Origin of the sequence: Nonomuraea sp. NPDC005650 (assembly GCF_040605375.1) — a bacterium.
GTDB lineage: Bacteria > Actinomycetota > Actinomycetes > Streptosporangiales > Streptosporangiaceae > Nonomuraea.
This window is the reverse complement of sequence record NZ_JBEXCR010000026.1, coordinates 82,066-99,112: the sequence shown is the minus strand read 5'-3', so window position 1 is coordinate 99,112 and position 17,047 is coordinate 82,066. Positions and strand designations below refer to the sequence as shown.

At 70.5% G+C, this 17,047-nt stretch carries 17 protein-coding genes; 12 read left to right on the top strand and 5 right to left on the bottom strand.

What is annotated here, in order from left to right:
• The first annotated feature begins 42 nt into the window (after positions 1–42).
• Together ABZS69_RS38675 and ABZS69_RS38670 are read left to right on the top strand one after the other, a co-directional pair.
• A complete protein-coding gene (locus tag ABZS69_RS38675) occupies positions 43–1,278 on the top strand; it encodes a transposase (protein ID WP_355380923.1) in 1,236 nt (411 codons plus the stop codon).
• A gap of 59 nt (positions 1,279–1,337) precedes the next feature.
• Positions 1,338–1,832: a carbohydrate ABC transporter permease gene (locus tag ABZS69_RS38670; RefSeq protein WP_355380921.1), complete on the top strand. Its 495-nt coding sequence runs from the start codon at positions 1,338–1,340 to the stop codon at positions 1,830–1,832.
• Here the strand turns inward: ABZS69_RS38670 and ABZS69_RS38665 are convergent.
• Positions 1,822–2,772: a BadF/BadG/BcrA/BcrD ATPase family protein gene (locus ABZS69_RS38665; RefSeq protein WP_355380919.1), complete on the bottom strand. Its 951-nt coding sequence runs from the start codon at positions 2,770–2,772 to the stop codon at positions 1,822–1,824. The genes ABZS69_RS38670 and ABZS69_RS38665 overlap by 11 nt on opposite strands.
• Positions 2,773–2,851: 79 nt before the next feature.
• Here ABZS69_RS38665 and ABZS69_RS38660 point away from each other — a divergent pair, with 79 nt between their 5' ends.
• The 7 genes from ABZS69_RS38660 to ABZS69_RS38630 all read left to right on the top strand — a co-directional run bounded on the left by ABZS69_RS38660 (position 2,852) and on the right by ABZS69_RS38630 (position 9,208).
• Positions 2,852–3,721 carry a MurR/RpiR family transcriptional regulator gene (locus ABZS69_RS38660; protein WP_355380917.1) on the top strand — a complete coding sequence of 290 codons (870 nt, stop codon included), beginning with the start codon at positions 2,852–2,854 and terminating at the stop codon, positions 3,719–3,721.
• Complete coding sequence (locus tag ABZS69_RS38655; protein ID WP_355380915.1) at positions 3,722–4,456, top strand: SIS domain-containing protein; 735 nt, start codon at positions 3,722–3,724, stop codon at positions 4,454–4,456.
• Positions 4,457–4,475: 19 nt separating this feature from the next.
• Complete coding sequence (gene ngcE / locus ABZS69_RS38650) at positions 4,476–5,888, top strand: N-acetylglucosamine/diacetylchitobiose ABC transporter substrate-binding protein (protein WP_355380913.1); 1,413 nt, start codon at positions 4,476–4,478, stop codon at positions 5,886–5,888.
• Positions 5,888–6,799, top strand: coding sequence for a sugar ABC transporter permease (locus ABZS69_RS38645; protein ID WP_355380911.1), 912 nt, complete (start codon positions 5,888–5,890; stop codon positions 6,797–6,799). Before ngcE ends, ABZS69_RS38645 begins: the two co-directional genes overlap by 1 nt.
• Entirely contained in the window at positions 6,799–7,716 is a 918-nt protein-coding gene (locus ABZS69_RS38640; protein WP_355380909.1) for a carbohydrate ABC transporter permease, read from the top strand. The genes ABZS69_RS38645 and ABZS69_RS38640 overlap by 1 nt, the downstream gene beginning before the upstream one ends.
• A gap of 20 nt (positions 7,717–7,736) precedes the next feature.
• Positions 7,737–8,582, top strand: a complete 846-nt coding sequence (locus ABZS69_RS38635; protein WP_355380907.1) for an aminoglycoside phosphotransferase family protein — start codon at positions 7,737–7,739, stop codon at positions 8,580–8,582.
• Positions 8,583–8,656: 74 nt separating this feature from the next.
• Complete coding sequence (locus ABZS69_RS38630) at positions 8,657–9,208, top strand: GNAT family protein (RefSeq protein WP_355380905.1); 552 nt, start codon at positions 8,657–8,659, stop codon at positions 9,206–9,208.
• A gap of 9 nt (positions 9,209–9,217) precedes the next feature.
• On the opposite strand, the gene ABZS69_RS38625 is transcribed toward ABZS69_RS38630, so the two are convergent.
• Entirely contained in the window at positions 9,218–9,763 is a 546-nt protein-coding gene (locus ABZS69_RS38625; RefSeq protein WP_355380903.1) for a TOPRIM nucleotidyl transferase/hydrolase domain-containing protein, read from the bottom strand.
• 42 nt (positions 9,764–9,805) lie between these two features.
• Positions 9,806–11,953 carry a 5-methyltetrahydropteroyltriglutamate--homocysteine S-methyltransferase gene (metE, locus tag ABZS69_RS38620; RefSeq protein ID WP_355380901.1) on the bottom strand — a complete coding sequence of 716 codons (2,148 nt, stop codon included), beginning with the start codon at positions 11,951–11,953 and terminating at the stop codon, positions 9,806–9,808.
• A gap of 87 nt (positions 11,954–12,040) precedes the next feature.
• Here metE and ABZS69_RS38615 point away from each other — a divergent pair, with 87 nt between their 5' ends.
• On the top strand, positions 12,041–12,880 hold the full coding sequence (locus tag ABZS69_RS38615; RefSeq protein ID WP_355381098.1) for a LysR family transcriptional regulator: 840 nt from the start codon (positions 12,041–12,043) through the stop codon (positions 12,878–12,880).
• A 9-nt stretch (positions 12,881–12,889) separates the two neighbouring features.
• Here the strand turns inward: ABZS69_RS38615 and ABZS69_RS38610 are convergent, their stop codons facing one another.
• Together ABZS69_RS38610 and ABZS69_RS38605 are read right to left on the bottom strand one after the other, a co-directional pair.
• Positions 12,890–13,570: a DNA alkylation repair protein gene (locus tag ABZS69_RS38610; RefSeq protein ID WP_355380900.1), complete on the bottom strand. Its 681-nt coding sequence runs from the start codon at positions 13,568–13,570 to the stop codon at positions 12,890–12,892.
• Positions 13,567–14,235 carry a TetR/AcrR family transcriptional regulator gene (locus tag ABZS69_RS38605; RefSeq protein ID WP_355380898.1) on the bottom strand — a complete coding sequence of 223 codons (669 nt, stop codon included), beginning with the start codon at positions 14,233–14,235 and terminating at the stop codon, positions 13,567–13,569. Before ABZS69_RS38605 ends, ABZS69_RS38610 begins: the two co-directional genes overlap by 4 nt.
• A 97-nt stretch (positions 14,236–14,332) precedes the next feature.
• Here ABZS69_RS38605 and ABZS69_RS38600 point away from each other — a divergent pair, with 97 nt between their 5' ends.
• On the top strand, positions 14,333–15,493 hold the full coding sequence (locus ABZS69_RS38600) for an acetyl-CoA C-acetyltransferase (protein ID WP_355380896.1): 1,161 nt from the start codon (positions 14,333–14,335) through the stop codon (positions 15,491–15,493).
• Positions 15,494–15,559: 66 nt separating this feature from the next.
• Positions 15,560–17,038: a glycoside hydrolase family 3 N-terminal domain-containing protein gene (locus ABZS69_RS38595; protein ID WP_355380894.1), complete on the top strand. Its 1,479-nt coding sequence runs from the start codon at positions 15,560–15,562 to the stop codon at positions 17,036–17,038.
• The last annotated feature ends 9 nt before the right edge of the window (positions 17,039–17,047 follow it).

Sequence of the window (17,047 nt, the reverse complement as noted above, 5' to 3'; positions counted from 1 at the left end):
TACGATCGCGTTGTGGAGAAGGGGAACCGGGCTAGGGCGCACGTGGCGCGACTTGACCTCAGTGTGGCGCAGGTTGCCGTGCTGGACGGCCAAGCCCATACCGCCCGCGCGTTGTGGAACCTGCTGCACGAGTACTTCACCTTCCGCCAGGGCCGCTTTGCCGCCGTGAATAAGTGTGACGAGGCGATCCGAGCGGCGCGCAAAGAGATCGACTGGATGGGACAGTTGCCCGCCCAGGCAGCCCAGGCGGTGTTGAAGACCTACCGGCAAGCCTGGGCCAACTACTTCAATCCCGATCACCCGGCGCAACGCCCGGCGTTCAAGAACCGCCGCTGCCGGATGGCGGTGGACGTGCCCCAAGCTCGCGATTTGCAGATCAAACGGTTGAATCGGCGGTGGGGTGCGATCAACCTGCCGAAAGTCGGCCGGGTCCGCTTCCGCTGGACCAAAGACTTGCCCGGCGTCACCAAGGGCGGAGTGAGTGGGCGGGTGACTGGGGCCAGGTTGGTTAAGGACGCCTTCGGCTGGCGGATCATCTTCCGGACCGAAACCCGGCATGCGATCCCCGCCTCACATCGGGGTGAGCGGGTCGGCATCGACAGGGGTGTCACGGTCGCGCTTGCGCTGTCGGACGCCACAACCCGCGAGCATGGTCCGTGGCTAACCGGCGGGCAGCGGGAACGCCTGCGCCGGTTGGAGAAGAAAGCTGCCCGCCAGAGGGCATCCCACCGCGCAGGAACACCCCGCTCCAAGCGGATCATCCGCACCTACGGCCAGATCGCCAGGCTTCGCGCGACAGCCAAGCGCAGGGCTATCGACTGGCAGCACCAAACCACCACCGAACTCGCCGGCACCTTCAGCGTGATCAAGGTGGAGGACCTGCGGATCACCAACATGGTTCGCTCCGCGAAAGGCACCGCCCAGGCACCCGGCCACAACGTTGCCCAAAAGGCCGGGCTGAACCGGGCCATCAGCGAACAGGCGTGGGGCCGCACAGTGATCCTGCTCGCATACAAGGCCGCCGATCGCGGCGGCCAAATGGTGAAGGTCCCCGCCGCCGGGACGTCGCAGACCTGCCACCGGTGTGGGCACCGTGACCCCTCTGCCCGTGTCAGCCAGGCGGTGTTCTCCTGCACCAACCCGGCCTGCGGTTGGATCGGCAACGCCGACCACAACGCTGCGATCAATATCGAAAACGCCGCAGGGACTGCGGTGTCAGGACGTGGAGACCTCGGGGTTACCCGGTCGATGAAGCGTCAACCCCCGCACGCCGCTTAACCACGACGCGACGGGAGAACCTCCAGCCTTCAGCTTCAGGCCGGGGAGGAGTTCAATGGATGTTCCTGACCGCACCGGCGCTGCTGGTGCCGGTGTTCATCATCGCCCGGGACACCGAGCTGCTGGACTCGCTGGCGATGCTGACCGGCGTCTACTTCATGATCACGTTGCCGTTCACGATCGTGACGCTGCGCGGGTTCCTGGCCGCGATCCCGCCGGAGCTGGAGGAGGCGGCGCTGGTGGACGGGTGCGGCCGGTCGGCCGCCTTCCGGCGGGTGGTGTTCCCGCTGCTGGCGCCCGGGCTGATGGCGACGTCGCTGTTCGGGTTCATCACGGCGTGGAACGAGTTCGCGTTCGTGAACGTGCTGATCATCAAGGATCAGGACAAGCGCACGCTGCCGGTGTGGCTGTCGTCGTTCCGCGACGTCTTCGGCACGGACTGGGGCGCCACGATGGCCGCCGCCAGCCTGTTCGCGCTGCCCGCGCTGCTGCTCTTCCTGTTCCTGCAGCGCCGGGTGGGCACCGGGATGACGGCGGGAGCCGTCAAGGGCTGACAGCGGTGAACGCGGCGTGCAGGGCCTTCGCGTCCGCCTCCGGGAGCAGGTCGCGGGCCGCCAGCCAGGCCGCCGCGCCCGCCGCGTCACCCGCCGTCATGACGTTCTCGTCCGGCAGCAGCGTCACCACCGCCTGGCGTACCGGACCCTCGCTGGTCAGCACGCTCCCGGCGAGCACCACCGGGCCGGACACGTGCACCCGCCCGAGCGTGGCGACCAGGTGCTCGGCCGCCTCCCACGTGACATTGAGCGCAGCCCCGTCGCCCGCTTCGGCGGCCTGGCTGACCAGCGAGGACAGCGCGGCCAGCCGCATGTGGTCGGCCTGCGCCAGCCGTACGATGCGGTCGGCGACGGCACGCGGCCCGGCGGGCCGCTCGTCGCCGAGGAAGTGCTCCACCACGAGCTCGGCCAGCGCGCCGGTGGGCGGCGCGCCGCGGTCGAGGGCGTCGACCACCCTCTTGACGGCCTGGCGGCCGATCCAGAAGCCCGATCCCTTGTCGCCCAGCAGCCAGCCCAGCCCGTCGGCGATGGCGTCGAGCCGGAAGTCCACGATCCTGGCCGCCACCGCGCCCGTTCCCGACAGCAGCAGCGAGCCGTCGGGCTCCGGCGAGCCCGCGGCGTAGGCGATGGCCGTGTCGCCCATGTAGCGAGGCTCCTCCGCGATGCCGTGCCCGGCCCAGACCTTCGCCAGCTCCGGCACCATCTCCGCGACGTGCCCCGCCACCCCCGTCAGCGAGGCCACGACCCGCCGGCCGTCGTGCGTCCCGAGCGCCTCACCGAGCGCGGCGGCCACGTTGGCCACGGCCTTGGCGAGCCCGTGAGCAGTGGGATTGCCGGCGCCGGCCCGCGCGTAGCCGACCCTGGTGCCGTCGAGCGCGTGGACGGCGACCCGCGTGGACGTGGCCCCGGCGTCGACACCGACCACTAGCGATTCAGTCACGGTCCGAGTCTGGGGGTTGACGCGGACCGGAAGCAAGAATAATTTTCGCCAGAAGACCGGGTATTCGGAAGGAATATTCGTGACTTCAGGAGCGCTCGGGCGCGTCGAAACAGAACTACCCGGTTTGCCGGAGGCTTTGCGCAGGGTCGGCGAGGTGATTCTCGGCGATCCGGCCGAGGCCGCGCGCTCGACCATCATCGCGCTCGCCGAGCGGGCCGGCAGCTCACCCGCGACCGTGACCAGGTTCTGCCGGGCGTTCGGCTTCTCGGGGTACGCCGAGCTGCGCGTCGCGCTGGCCACCGAGACCGGCCGGGCCGCGCAGGCGGGCTGGGGGGCGGGCGTCGGCCACGAGATCGGGCCCGACGACCCGCTCGACTCGGCCATCGAGGTGATGGCCGCAGCCGACGCCAGGCTCATCCAGGACACCGCCGCGCAGCTCGACCTCGACATCGTGGCGAAGGTGGCCGACGCGATCGTGGCCGCGCCGCGCGTGCTCCTGGTCGGCGTCTCCACCAGCGGCAACGTGGCCACCATGTTCGAGGGCCGGCTGCGCCGCATCGGCGTCCCCGGTTGGAGCGCCGGCGACGCGCACGTGGCGCTGTCGGAGGCGGCCCTGCTCAAGGACGGCGACGTGGCCATCGGCATCAGCCATCGGGGCCGCACCAGGGAGGTCATGGAGGCGCTGGCCGAGGCCGGCAGCCACGGTGCGCTGACGGTCGCGGTCACCTCCTTCGCCCGCTCCCCGCTGGCCGAGCTGGCCGATCTGGTGCTGACCACCGCCAGCAGGGAGACCACGTTCCGGCTCGGCGGGCTGGCCGCCGTCCATTCGCAGCTGTTCGTCCTGGACGCCGTGTACGTGGCAGTGGCCCAACGCACCTACGAACGCACCAACGAGGCGTTCGAACGCACGATCAGCGCCGTGGAGAGCCATCGGGTGGAGAGAGGCTGAATGACGTACGCAACCCAGGTCCTCGATCTGGCACGCCAGGTCGCCGAGAGCCAGGCCGAGCCGGTGAAGCGGGCGGCCGCGCTGATCGTGGCCTCGATCCGGGCGGACGGCGTGGTCAACGCGTTCGGCTCGGGACATTCCGAGGCCATCGCCATGGAGATCGCCGGCCGGGCCGGCGGCCTCGTCCCCAGCAACCGCCTCTCGCCCAGGGACCTCGTCCTGTACGGGGGCCACCCGGCAAGCGTGCTGACCTCCGAGCTGGAGCGCGACCCGGCCATCGCGCACGAGATCTACGACCTGGCGCCGGTGGCGCCGCAGGACGTGTTCGTGCTGATCTCCAGCTCCGGCGTGAACGGCACGGTCGTCGAGCTGGCCACGCTCGTCAAGGAGCGCGGCCACCCGCTGATCGCGCTGACCTCGGTCAGGCACAGCACCCAGATGACCTCGCGCCACCCGTCGGGCCGCAAGCTGCTCGACCTGGCCGACGTCGTGCTAGACAACGGCTCGCCGTACGGCGACGCCATCCTCGAACTGCCCGGCGGCGGCACGTACGGCGCCGTGTCCACGGTCACCTCGGCGCTGCTCGCGCAGATGGTGGTCACCGAGGCGGTGGACGAGCTCGTGGCCATGGGCGAGACGCCCCCCGTCTACAAGTCGGTCAACGTGACCGGCGGCGATGAGCACAACAAGGCGCTGGAGAGCCGTTACGCAGGCCGTATCCGACGCGGATCATAGACAAGTCTGGAGCAGTCATATGCCTAACACCCCCCATCTCAGCAGGCGCGAGCTCCTTCGCGGCGCGGCGCTCGTACCCGTGGCGGGTGCGCTGGCCGCCTGCGCCACGCCCGCCGCCAAACCCGCCGCGTCGTCCTCGGCGGCGCCGGTCGCGACCAGCGCGGCCAACCCGTTCGGCATGGCGGACAACAAGCCGCTGGAGGTGTGGATCTTCGACGGCGGCTTCGGCCAGGACTACGCCAAGACCATCCACCAGCCGCTGTTCAAGACCAAGCACCCGAACATCGAGATCAAGCACAACGCGACCAAGGAGATCACGAAGGTCCTCCAGCCGCGCTTCGCCGGGGGCAACCCGCCGGACGTGATCGACAACTCCGGCGCCAACGCCATGGACTTCGGCGCGCTGGCCCAGGACAGTCAGCTCCAGGACCTGACCCCGCTGCTCGACGCGCCCAGCTGGGACGACCCGAACACCAAGGTCCGCGACACCATCGACCAGGCCGTCATCGACCTCGGCACGTACGACGGCACCTTCAGCGTGCTCGGCTACGTGAACTACATCTTCGGCATCTGGTATTCGCAGAAGGCCTTCCGCGACAACGGCTGGGAAGCCCCGAAGACCTGGGACGAGTTCCTCAAGCTCTGCGAGACGATCAAGAAGTCCGGCAGGATGGCGCCGTTCACCTACGCCGGGAAGTTCCCTCAATACCTGTACGAGCCGCTGCTCACCATGGCCGCCAAGATCGGCGGCCCCGAGGTGCTCGTCAACATCGACAACCTCGAGGACGGCGCCTGGAAGACCGACGCCATGAAGACCTCGGCCACCGCCTGGGCCGAGATCGGCGCCAAGTACCTCATGGAGGGCACCGCGGGCCTCGACCACGTGCAGACCCAGACGGCCCAGAACAAGTACAAGGTCGCCATGCTGCCCTCCGGCTCCTGGCTGGAGAACGAGCAGAAGACGACCACCCCGGCCGACTTCGAGTACGGCATGTTCCCGATCCCCGACTTCGGCGGCTCGGACAAGCTGCCGTACGGCACGCTGCACAGCCAGCCGAGCGAGAACTTCATCGTCCCCTCCAAGTCCGCCAACCCGCAGGCCGGCATGGAGTACCTGCGCGCCATGCTGTCGAAGAAGGCGGCGGGCGACTTCAGCGAGATGGTCAAGACGGTCTCCGTGGTCAAGGGCGCGGGCGAGGGGCGGAAGCTGTCGCCGGGCGCCGAGAGCGCGACCAAGGCGTTCGCCGCGGCGGGCACGAACGTCGTCTACTACCGCTGGCAGACCTGGTACGCCCAGCTCAAGGACGAGGCCATCGCCGCCACCGGTGAGCTGATGACCGGCGGGCTCAAGCCGGACGCCTACCTGGAGCGCCTGCAGAAGAAGGCCGACGAGCTCAAGAACGACTCCTCGATCAAGAAGTACAAGCGCTGATGATCTTCAACAGGTATCGCCGCGGGCTGTTCATCACCTCGTTCCTGGCAGCCCCGGTGATCCTCTACCTGGTCTACGTGATCTCGCCGTACCTTCAGGCGTTCTACATCGCGATGACCGACTGGCGCGGCGTGACGGCCACGCCCACGTTCATCGGCCTGGACAACTTCAAGCGGCTCTTCAGTGACGGTACGTTCTGGAAGGCCGTCACGCACAACGGCGCGCTGCTCGTGCTGCTGCCGCTGATCACGATCGTCATCGCCCTGTTCTTCGCCTTCCTCCTCAACGTGGGCGGGGCGCAGGGCACGTCGGGGATCCGCGGGTCGAAGTTCTACCGCGTGGTGTTCTTCTTCCCGCAGGTCCTGGCCGTCGCGGTGGTGGCGGTGCTGTTCCAGCAGGTGTTCCGGCCGGACGGCAGCGGCATGCTGAACGGCCCGCTGATGGCGCTCGGGGTGAAGCCGATCGGCTTCCTGTCCGATCCCGACGTGGCGTTCTGGTCGGTGCTGGGCGTCATGGTGTGGCAGGCGGTCGGCTTCTACGTGGTGCTCTTCTCCGCCGGTCTGGCCTCCATCCCCAGGGACATGTTCGAGGCCGCGCAGATCGACGGGGCCGGCCGGGTGAGCCTGTTCTTCCGCATCACGCTGCCGCTGCTCTGGGACACCGTACAGGTGGCCTGGGTCTATCTGGGGATCCTGGCGCTGGACGTGTTCGCGATCGTCTGGGTGATGACCGACCAGCACGGCGGCCCCGACTGGTCGACCACGGTCATGGCGGCCGAGATCTACCGCAACGCGTTCCAGTACTTCCGCTTCGGCTACGCCTCCGCCCTGGGCGTGATCATGTTCTTCTTCACCGTCGGCTTCGCGATCCTCTCGCTGCGCCTCTCGCGGCGCGAACGAATCGAGTACTGATGACAACGATGATCTCGTGGACGGCGGCGACCTCGCGGAAGCTCGCCCGCCAGGAGCGGAGACGGCGGCTCGGCCCGCTCGGGGTGCTGACGCACCTCGCGCTGGTGATCTGGACGCTGCTGGTGATGGTGCCGATCCTGTGGACGTTCCTGGCCTCGGTCAAGAGCGAGGACGAGATCTTCGGCGACGCCTGGTCGCTGCCCTCCACGTTGCACTGGGACAACTTCGCCAGGGCCTGGGAGCAGGCGCACATCGGGCAGTACATGCTCAACAGCGTCATCGTGGTGTCGTTCAGCACGTTCGGGACGATGCTCATCGGGTCGATGGCGGCGTACGTGCTGGCGCGTTATCCCTTTCGCGGCAACCGGGCGATCTACCTGCTCTTCGTCTCGGGCCTGGCCTTTCCCGTCTACCTGGCGCTGACCCCGCTCTTCTTCGTCGTCCAGAACATGGGCAACGTGCCGCTGGTCGGCCCCTTCATCGGCCTGAACACGCACGCGGGCCTGGTCCTGGTCTACATCGCGTACTCGATGCCGTTCACCGTCTTCTTCCTGTCGGCGTTCTTCCGCACGCTGCCCACGGCGGTGGGGGAGGCGGCGATGGTGGACGGCGCGTCGCACACCCGGGTCTTCTTCCAGATCATGCTGCCGATGGCCCGGCCGGGCATCATCAGCATCACGATCTTCAACATCCTGGGCCAGTGGAACCAGTACCAGCTGCCTCTGGTGCTGCTGCAGGAGCGCGACAAGTGGGTCCTCACCCAGGGCATCGCCGACATCTCCACCGCCGCCGGATACGACCAGGACTGGTCCGCCCTCTTCGCCGCCCTGACCCTGGCCATCCTGCCGATGCTGGTGGTCTACACGGTCTTCCAGCGGCAGATCCAGAGCGGCCTTACCTCTGGAGCCCTGAAGTAGCGGGGGCTTAGGCTGCGGGTGTGACTGGCGAAATCCGCGCGCTGCTGGCCCGCCATCTCCCCGACTACCGGGTGCGTTCCATCGATCGGCTGGGCCAGGGCCTCGACAACACGGTGTACGAGGTCAACAACGAATTACTGGTACGGCGTAACAAGGCGACGACCCCCGAGGAGAACCGCCAGGAGGTCGCCCGCCTGGCGGCCCTCAGGGAGTTGTCCCCGCTGCCGGTCCCCGAGGTGGTCTTCGCCGACGACGAGTCGGGGGTGATCGCGTACAGCAAGCTGCCCGGCGAGCCCCTCAACCGGCACCCGGTGGACGACCCCAGGCTCCTGGCCGAGCCCCTGGGCGAGTTCCTCAGCGCCCTGCACGGCGCCTCGCCCGACCGGATGCGCGACCTCGCGCCGCTGGACGACTACCCGGCGCCGACCCTCCTGCAGGAGGCCGAGCTCGACTACCGCGACGTCGAGGAGCACGTCCCGGAGGGACAGCGCCACCTGGTGGAGCGCTTCCTCCGGGAGCCGCCGCCGGGCGAGCCCGGCTCGCCGCGCTTCTGCCACAACGACCTGGGCGCCGAGCACCTGCTGGTCGACCCGGCCACCAGTACGATCACCGGCGTCATCGACTGGACCGACGCCGCCATCACCGACCCGGCCCACGACTTCGCCCTGATCCACCGCGACCTGGGGCCGGAGATCTTCGAGCTGACGGTGTCGCACTACGCCTTCGACCTGGACGAGGCCGCCCGCGCCCGGGTGCTCTTCTACGCGAGGTGCGCGCTCATCGAGGACCTGGCCTACGGCCTGAGCACCGGCCCCCGGCAGTACGCCGAGGCCGCCCTGGCCCACCTGGCCTGGACGTTCTCGTAGGTCGCGCAGGAGCCACCCGCCCGCGCCGGAAAACCGTTCGCGGTGAGGTGCGGGGGCGTGGTTTGCTGCCGGGCATGACGTCCGTGTGGGTGGGGCAGCGGGTACGGTTGCGGGCCATCGAGCCGGAGGACTGGGAGGCGTTCCGCTCCTTCGACGAATACTCCGACGCGGTCAGGAACGGCCACCGGCTTCACCCGCCGCGGTCGGCGGCGCGGGCCAGGAAGTGGGCCGCCGAGCTGGCCGAGGAGGAGCAGGACCTGGACGCCGTGCGCCTGGTCATCGCCACCCGGGACGGAGACCTCCCGGTCGGCATGATGAACACGCACGACGTCGACCGGGTGCACGGCACCTTCGCGTACGGGATCGGCATCGGGACGCCCCACCACCGCAAGGGTTACGCCGGCGACGCCGTCGTCCTGCTCCTGAGATACATGTTCTTCGAGCGCCGTTTCCAGAAGGCCGAGGCATGGGTCTACAGCTCCAACGAGCCGTCGCTGGCGCTGCACCGGCGGCTGGGGTTCGTGGAGGAGGGCCGCCGGCGCAGGAGCCGCTACGCCAACGGCCGTTACGACGACGAGTTCCTGTTCGGCATGACGATCGAGGAGTTCACCGAACGCCACGCCTAGGCGCCCGCCTCACAGGTGGGCCAGCAGCCTGTCCAGCGGCCGCGGCACGCGATCGAGATCGAGTGCCGCGACCATCAGGCCGGCGTAGCGGATCTTGCGGCCGCTGCCCGCTCCCATGAACCGGCGCAGCTGGTCATGAGTGGTGCCGCCGCGCCACGCGGGTTGCCTCTGGAGCGTGCGGAACGACCGGAGCTCGCCCTCGGCGTCGACGACGCGCTCGACGGTGTCGGTGCCGAGGGTGCGGATCAGCTCGTCCTCCAGGTCGGCGACGCACACGAAGAACCCGAGCGCCTCCAGATCGGATCCGAGGCCGGCGCGCTCCAGGCCCCTGCGGAAGTCGGCTTCCTCCCCGACGTCGTACAGACCGGCCAGCCGGAGGTTGCGGCCTGGAGGGCCGAACCTGCCGGCGTACGTTCCGATGTTCGTGGCGCCGCCCATCGCCACGAGGGAGACGCCTTCGGCCGCCAGGTTCCGGCCATGGCGCTCGGCCAGCGTTTCGACGGCCGACTTGTCGCTGACTCCCTCGACCAGGACCACGGTATGCGTGTCGCTCACGGGCCCAGCCTCGCACCGAACCCTGGAGAGCTTCATCCGGTTTTATGGCTGTAGGTCCGCGCGCACCCGCCGCGTGGCCGTGACGACGTTCGCCAGCGACGCCTCTACCTCCTCGTACGTACGGGTCTTCAGCCCGCAGTCCGGGTTGACCCAGACCCGCTCCGCCGGCAGCACCGCCAGCGTCCGGCGCAGCAGGTCCTCGACCTCCGAGGCCGCGGGCACCCGCGGCGAGTGGATGTCGTAGACGCCGGGCCCGAGCCCCCGCCCGAAGGCCCCGACCGTGCCGAGGATGCGCGCGCCCGAGCGGGCCGACTCGATGGTGGTCACGTCGGCGTCCAGGCCGTCGATGGCGGCCAGGATCTGGTCGGCGTCCGAATAGCACAGGTGCGTGTGGATCTGGGTGCGGTCGCCGGCCCCCGACGTGGCCCGGCGGTAGGCGGCCACCGCCCACTCCAGGTAGTCGGCCTGCGCGGCCCGCCGGAGCGGCAGCAGCTCGCGCAGGGCGGGTTCGTCCACCTGGATGACCGACACCCCGGCGGCCTCCAGGTCGCGGACCTCCTCCCGTACGGCGTCCGCCACCTGGAACACGACGTCGCGCAGCGGCAGGTCGTCGCGGACGAAGGACCAGGCCACGATGGTGACGGGGCCGGTGAGCATGCCCTTGACGGGCTTGTCCGTGAGCGACTGCGCGTACGTGGCCCACCGCACCGTGATCGGCGACGGGCGGCCGACGTCCCCGTGCAGGATCGGCGGGCGGGTGCAGCGGGAGCCGTACGACTGGACCCAGCCGTTCCTGGTGACGGCGAACCCGTCGAGGTGCTCGGCGAAGTACTGCACCATGTCGTTGCGCTCGGGCTCCCCGTGCACCAGGACGTCGAGCCCGAGACGCTCCTGCACCCGGATGACGCGCTCGATCTCGGCCTCGACCTGCCGCTCGTAGTCGGCCTGCGAGAGCGTGCCCGAAGCCGTCGCGGCCCGTGCGGCGCGCAGCGTGCCGGTCTGCGGGAACGAGCCGATCGTGGTGATCGGCAGCGCGGGCAGCCGCAGGTGCTCGGCCTGCGCCGCCGCCCGCACCGCGTACGGGCTGCGCTCCTCCGGCACCACGGGCGCGGGCAGCGCCACGGAGGGCGCGGTGTGGGGGGCGTCCCGCAGCGGGGAGCGCGCGAGCGCCACCACCTCCGCCACCTTCTGCTCCGCGAACGCCAGCCGCCCCTTCAGCGCGGGGTCCAGGTCCGGCTCGGCCTCCACGTCGTAGGGCACGTGCAGCAGCGAGCACGACGTGCTGACCGCCACCTCCGAGGCGCGCACGGCGCCCAGGGCGGCCAGGGCGCGGCCGGGCGGGGTGCGCCACACGTCGCGCCCGGACACCACGCCCGCCACCACGGTCTTGCCGGTCAGGTCGAGCGCGGGCACGGCGCCCCGTACGAGGTCGATCCCGATGGCCTCCACCGGGGTCTCGGCCAGAACCGGAAGGGCCTCCCCGAGGTCGCCGAAGTAGGAGGCCACGAAGAGCCCGGGCCGGGCGGCGAGGGAGCCGAGCCGGGAGTAGGCGGTGCGCACGGCGGCCAGCTCTTCCGCGCTCCGGTCGCCCACCAGCGCGGGCTCGTCGAGCTGCACCCACGCCACCCCCTCGGCGGCCAGCGCGGACAGCAGCTCCTCGTAGCAGGCCAGCACGTCGTCCAGCCGCTCCAGCGCCGACCCCAGCAGCAGGAACGTCACCGGCCCCACCACCACGGGCCGCGTCTCGTGGCCCAGCGCCCGCGCCTCGCGCACCTCGGAGAGGGGCTTGGCCGCGTCCAGCTTGAACACGGTGTCGGGGCCGATCTCCGGCACGATGTAGTGGTAGTTCGTGTCGAACCACTTCGTCATCCGCAGCGGCGCCAGCCCTTCGGTGCCCCTGGCCATCGCGAAGTAGGGGTCGCCGGCCTCGCGGTAGCGCGCCGGCACCGCGCCCAGGAGCACCGCGGTGTCCAGCACCTGGTCATACAGGGAGAACGTGTTGGACGGCAGCCCTTCCAGCCCCAGCTCGGCCAGCCTGCGCCAGGTCCGCTCCCTGATGCCGGCACCGACCTGTTCGAGCTCCGCCCGGCTCGACCGCCCGTCCCAGTACGACTCCAGCGCCCGCTTCAGCTCCCGGCGCGGCCCGATCCTCGGGTATCCGAGGATCGTGGACTTGGGGAATGGCGACATGTCTCTGGCTCCCTTGATCTCGTTCGGCTGATCGCAGGCATCCTGCCGAGCACTCGGGAGCTCGTGCATCATGGATTGGTGCTGCTTATGCTCAAGGAGATGCACTGCTTCGTCAGAGTCGCGGACCGGCTCAGCTTCTCCAGAGCCGCCGCCGACCTGGGGATGTCCCAGCCCGCCATGAGCCAGGCCATCACCCGGCTCGAACGCGCGGCCGGGGTCAGGCTCTTCGAGCGGACCGCCCGTGACGTGCGGCTGACGGCGGAGGGCAAGGCGCTGCTGCCGTACGCGGAGCAGGTGATCGAGTCGGCCAGGGCCTTCGAGGCCGAGTCGGCGCGGCTGGCCAGGCCGACCATTCACCTGGCTTATCCACCGCTCGTCGGGACGCTGGCGGCGCGGATCGTCAGGCGGCTGGCGGGCCGCACTCCGGCGATCGGCGTGGAGCTGCGGGCGGCGGGCCGGGGCGCGGCGGTGCAGGCGCTGGCGGGCGGCGAGGTCTCGGCCGCGATCCTGGCGACTCCGGCGCCGGCGCAGTTCGTGACGGCGGCCAGGTTTCACGTCACGGTCGACCATCTGGCCGTCCCCGCGGGTCACCGGCTGGCCGCCCGGCCCAAGGTCGCCCCGGCCGAGCTGGGCGGGCAGGTGCTGCTCACGCCGGGCAGCCGCCCGTGGCCGGGGCTGCCGGGGCGCTCGCGCATGGCGGCCGACGACGACTTCGCCGCCGCGCTCGACCTGGTGGCCGCGGGCGCCGGGCTGCTGCCGATCCCGCAGCTGCTGGCCAGGACCATCCGTCGCGACGACGTGCGCTTCGTGCCGCTGGACGCCGGCGACCTGCGCATCACGTACGCGCTGGCCTGGTCGAAGGAGCGGGTCACGCCCGAGCTGATGGCCCTGGTGCAGGCCGTTCAGGACGCCCTATGGACTAGGTGACAGGGTGGACTAGGTGACGGAGAGGTTCTTCAGTGCCTCGCGGCGGCTGAGGCCCGTGATGCCCTTGGCGTTCACGTAGCGGAGCACTTCGCTGGGGTTGGACTTGGCGAATTCGCGTAACGCCCAGCCGATCGCCTTGCGCGCGAAGAAGTCGTTGTCCGACAGGCTCGGCTCGATGCACGCGAAGAGCAGGGCCGTGTCGGTGCGCTCCTTGAACCGGTTCTGGCTGAGGATGGCGGTGCGCCGCTTCCACAGGTCGCCGTCGTGCGCCCACTCCAGCATGAGCGGCCGCATCGAGTCGGGGTAGGTGGCCAGCAGCCCGCCGACGCGGTGGGTGGCCAGTTCGTCGACGAGGTCCCACCAGGCCCCGGTGACGATCATCTCCTCGTACATCGGCACCGTGTAGAGGGTCTGGTAGTCGCGGTAGAGGTGGTAGCCGGACAGCTCGACGGCGGCGTAGCGCTCCTCGCGGTATTCGGCCTCCCGCCACAGCGCCAGCACGGCCTTCCGCCACGCGGGCGCGCTCTCCAGCCGGTGCTCGGCGAACACCCGCCGCAGCGCCGCCCGCCGGCGCACCGCCTGGACGCCCAGGAACGGCATCGCCGACTTCATGTACGCGCGCATCGCCTCGGCCTTGCCGGGCTCCGCGACCTCCTGCAGTGCCATCCGCACCGCCTTGTCGATGCTCATCCCTTTTGCGTGGTGCGCTCGCCCGTGGCGAGGCCGTCGAACAGCACGGTGATGTAGTGCTCGGCCAGCCCGGTCGTGTTGAGCCTGCCGCCGGGGCGGAACCAGCGCACCGCGACCCAGATCGTGTCGCGGATCATCCGGTAGGTCAGCTTCGGATCGACGTCGGACCTGAACAGCCCGGCCGCCTGGCCCGCCTTGATCTGCGTCACCCAGATCTGCTCGACCTCGTCCTCGGCCTTGACCAGGTAGTTGAACCGCTCGAACTGCCGCAGGTAGTTCCAGTCGTTCTGCATGACGGTGATGGCGGCGCGGTGCGGCTCCAGCGTGCCGAAGCCGATGCGGACCATCTCCGACAGCACCGTGCGGGCGTCGGCGCTGGTGTCGACCGCCGCGCGGTAGCGGGCGATGAGGTCGTCGAGGAAGGTGGACAGCACCTCGTCGACGATCGTCTCCTTGGAGTCGAAGTGGTGGTAGAGACTTCCGGAGAGGATGCCTGCCTCGTCGGCGATCTCACGTACTGTCGTGGCCTGGAAGCCCTTGCGTGCGAAGAGCTCCGCGGCGAGCTTGACGAGGTGGTCGCGGCGCTCGGAGGCGGACCCCGATGAGCTCGCTCGCTGGCGTTTGGCCGGGGTGGTCGTGGAGCCGGAGTTCTTACGCGTGGTCACGACACCATTATGAGCCCTCGCACAATCGCTTGTTCACCTAACTGACGCAGCTCATGCGGCATTTCGTGGCGTACCAAGCGCTTGCTACGATGCGGAGATGGCAAACGAGGCGTACATCGTCGGAGCCGTCCGCACCCCCGTCACGCGCAGGAACGGCGGCCTGGCCGCGGCCCACCCCGCCGATCTCGGCGCGCACGTGCTCAGGGAGCTGATGCACCGGACGGACGCCGACCCCGCGGCCGTCGACGACGTGATCTTCGGCTGCGTGGACACGATCGGCCCGCAGGCCGGGGACGTCGCCCGCACCTGCTGGCTCGCGGCCGGGCTCCCCGAGGAGGTGCCCGGCGTCACGGTGGACCGCCAGTGCGGCTCGTCCCAGCAGGCGCTGCACTTCGCCGCCCAGGCCGTGCTGTCGGGCACGAGCGACCTCGTGGTGGCGGGCGGCGTGCAGAACATGAGCATGATCCCCATCTCGGCCGCGATGCTCGCGGGCCGCGCGTACGGCCACGAGACGCCGTTCGGGGGGTCCAAGGGCTGGGTCGAGCGGTACGGCACGCAGGAGGTCTCCCAGTTCACCGGCGCCGAGCAGATGGCCGCGACCTGGGACCTCTCGCGCGAGGAGATGGAGCGGTACGCGTACGAGTCGCACCGCCGGGCCCTGCACGCCATCGACGACGGGCACTTCGTGCGCCAGATCGCCCCCTACGAGGGCGTGACCACGGACGAGTGCCCGCGCGGGGACACCACGCTCGAGCGGATGGCCGGGCTCAAGCCCCTGGTCGAGGGCGGCCGGCTCACCGCGGCCCTGGCGTCCCAGATCTCCGACGGCGCGGCGGCCCTGCTCGTCGCCTCGCCCAGGGCCGTACGGGAGCACGGCCTGACCCCGCGCGCCCGCGTGCACCACCTGTCGGCCCGCGGCGGCGACCCGATCGTGATGCTCTCCGCCCCCATCCCGGCCACCGCCCACGCCCTCGGCATGACCGGCCTGGCCATCGACGACTTCGACGCGATCGAGATCAACGAGGCGTTCGCGCCGGTCGTGCTGGCCTGGATCAAGGAGACCGGCGCCGATCCCGCCAAGGTGAACCCGAACGGCGGCGCCATCGCGCTCGGCCACCCGCTCGGCGCGACCGGCGCCGTGCTGACGGTGAAGCTGCTGCACGAGCTGGAGCGCACGGGCGGACGGTACGGCCTGCAGACCATGTGCGAGGGGGGAGGTCAGGCGAACGTCACCGTCATCGAGCGGCTGCCTTCCTGAAAAGAAGGCGCTGACATCAGAAAATGACTCTGGCAAATAGGAAACTTTCCTATTAGATTTCGGGTCATGCCCTTGAGCGGTGACCTGCTTCGCCTTGCCGACGCCGTCCTCCTGCCCGGTTTCGCCGGGCACACGCCTCCCGACTGGCTGCGCCGCAGGCTCGGCGAGGGGCTGGCCGGCGTGGTGCTGTTCTCGCGCAACATCGCCGGCCCGGATCAGCTGGCCCGGCTGACCGCCGCGCTGCGCGCGGAGAACCCCTCGGCGCTCGTCGGCACCGACGAGGAGTCGGGGGAGGTCACGCGGCTGGAGGCGGCCACGGGGAGCAGCCGCCCCGGTGCGTACGCGCTGGGCGTCGTGGACGACGTGGCCCTGACCGAGGCCCTGGCCAGGGACCTCGGGGGCGACCTGGCGGCGGCGGGCATCACGATCGACTTCGCCCCCTCGGCCGACGTGAACTCCAACCCGGACAACCCGGTCATCGGCCTGCGGGCCTTCGGCGCGGACCCGGCCCTGGTGTCCCGGCACACCAGGGCGTTCGTCCGCGGGTTGCAGTCGGCGGGCGTGGCCGCGTGCGCCAAGCACTTCCCCGGGCACGGGGACACCTCGGTCGACTCGCATCACGGCGTGCCCGTGGTGGCCGGGGGCGGGATCGAGGACGCGCTGCTCCCTTTCCGGGAGGCGATCAAGGAGGGCGTCCGGGCCGTCATGACCGGACACCTCCTCGTGCCCTCGTACGACGCCGGGCTGCCCGCCACGCTCAGCCCCAAGGTGCTCACCGGGCTGCTGCGGGAAGAGCTCGGCTTCGAAGGGATGATCGTCACTGACGGCATCGAGATGGCCGCGGTGTCGGGGGCGTACGGGATCGGGGGCGCCTCCGCCCGTGCCATCGCCGCGGGTGCCGACGCGATCTGCGTGGGCGGCGAGCGGGCCGACGAGGGCACCGCCGCCGGCATCCGCGACGCCATCGCCACGGCGGTGACCCAGGGACTGCTGCCCGAGGAGCGGCTGGCCGACGCCGCTCGTAGGGTCCGCGAGCTGGCCTCATGGGCCGTCTCCTCGGGCAGCCAGACGTCCGGCGACGGCGCCGTCGGCCTGACCGCCGCGCGCCGGGCGATCCGGATCACCCGCCGCTCCACCGCCCCCGTGCTGCCGCTGACCTCGGCCGCCTCGGTGGTGGAGCTGGCCCCGGAGATGAACCTGGCCATCGACAAGCACACGCCGTGGGGCGTCGGCGAGCCGCTCACCCGCCTGCTGCCGGGCACGGCGGTGATGCGGCTGACGGTGGGGGACTCGACGGGGTCGGAGCTGGAGCGCCTGCTCGCGGAGGCCGCCGGACGGCCGCTGGTGGTCGTGGTCCGGGACGTGCACCGCCATGCCTGGCAGGAGCAGGCGCTGCGGCACCTGCTCAGCGCCCGGCCCGACACCGTGGTGGTGGAGATGGGGCTGCCCGAGCGGTCCGATCTGGGCGCCGTGCACCTTGCCACGTACGGCTCCGCCCGGGTCTGCGGGCAGGCCGCGGCCGAGGTGCTCACCGGTAGGGCCTGACCGGTCTGG

Bases quoted from the DNA above. Each gene is read 5' to 3' on its own strand.
- ABZS69_RS38670 (WP_355380921.1), top strand. From the start codon at position 1,338: ATGTTCCTGACCGCACCGGCGCTGCTGGTGCCGGTGTTCATCATCGCC.
- ABZS69_RS38615 (WP_355381098.1), top strand. From the start codon at position 12,041: ATGCTCAAGGAGATGCACTGCTTCGTCAGAGTCGCGGACCGGCTCAGC.
- ABZS69_RS38645 (WP_355380911.1), top strand. From the start codon at position 5,888: ATGATCTTCAACAGGTATCGCCGCGGGCTGTTCATCACCTCGTTCCTG.
- ABZS69_RS38640 (WP_355380909.1), top strand. From the start codon at position 6,799: ATGACAACGATGATCTCGTGGACGGCGGCGACCTCGCGGAAGCTCGCC.
- ABZS69_RS38600 (WP_355380896.1), top strand. From the start codon at position 14,333: ATGGCAAACGAGGCGTACATCGTCGGAGCCGTCCGCACCCCCGTCACG.
- metE (WP_355380901.1), bottom strand. From the start codon at position 11,953: ATGTCGCCATTCCCCAAGTCCACGATCCTCGGATACCCGAGGATCGGG.
- ngcE (WP_355380913.1), top strand. From the start codon at position 4,476: ATGCCTAACACCCCCCATCTCAGCAGGCGCGAGCTCCTTCGCGGCGCG.
- ABZS69_RS38655 (WP_355380915.1), top strand. From the start codon at position 3,722: ATGACGTACGCAACCCAGGTCCTCGATCTGGCACGCCAGGTCGCCGAG.
- ABZS69_RS38630 (WP_355380905.1), top strand. From the start codon at position 8,657: ATGACGTCCGTGTGGGTGGGGCAGCGGGTACGGTTGCGGGCCATCGAG.
- ABZS69_RS38595 (WP_355380894.1), top strand. From the start codon at position 15,560: ATGCCCTTGAGCGGTGACCTGCTTCGCCTTGCCGACGCCGTCCTCCTG.
- ABZS69_RS38610 (WP_355380900.1), bottom strand. From the start codon at position 13,570: ATGAGCATCGACAAGGCGGTGCGGATGGCACTGCAGGAGGTCGCGGAG.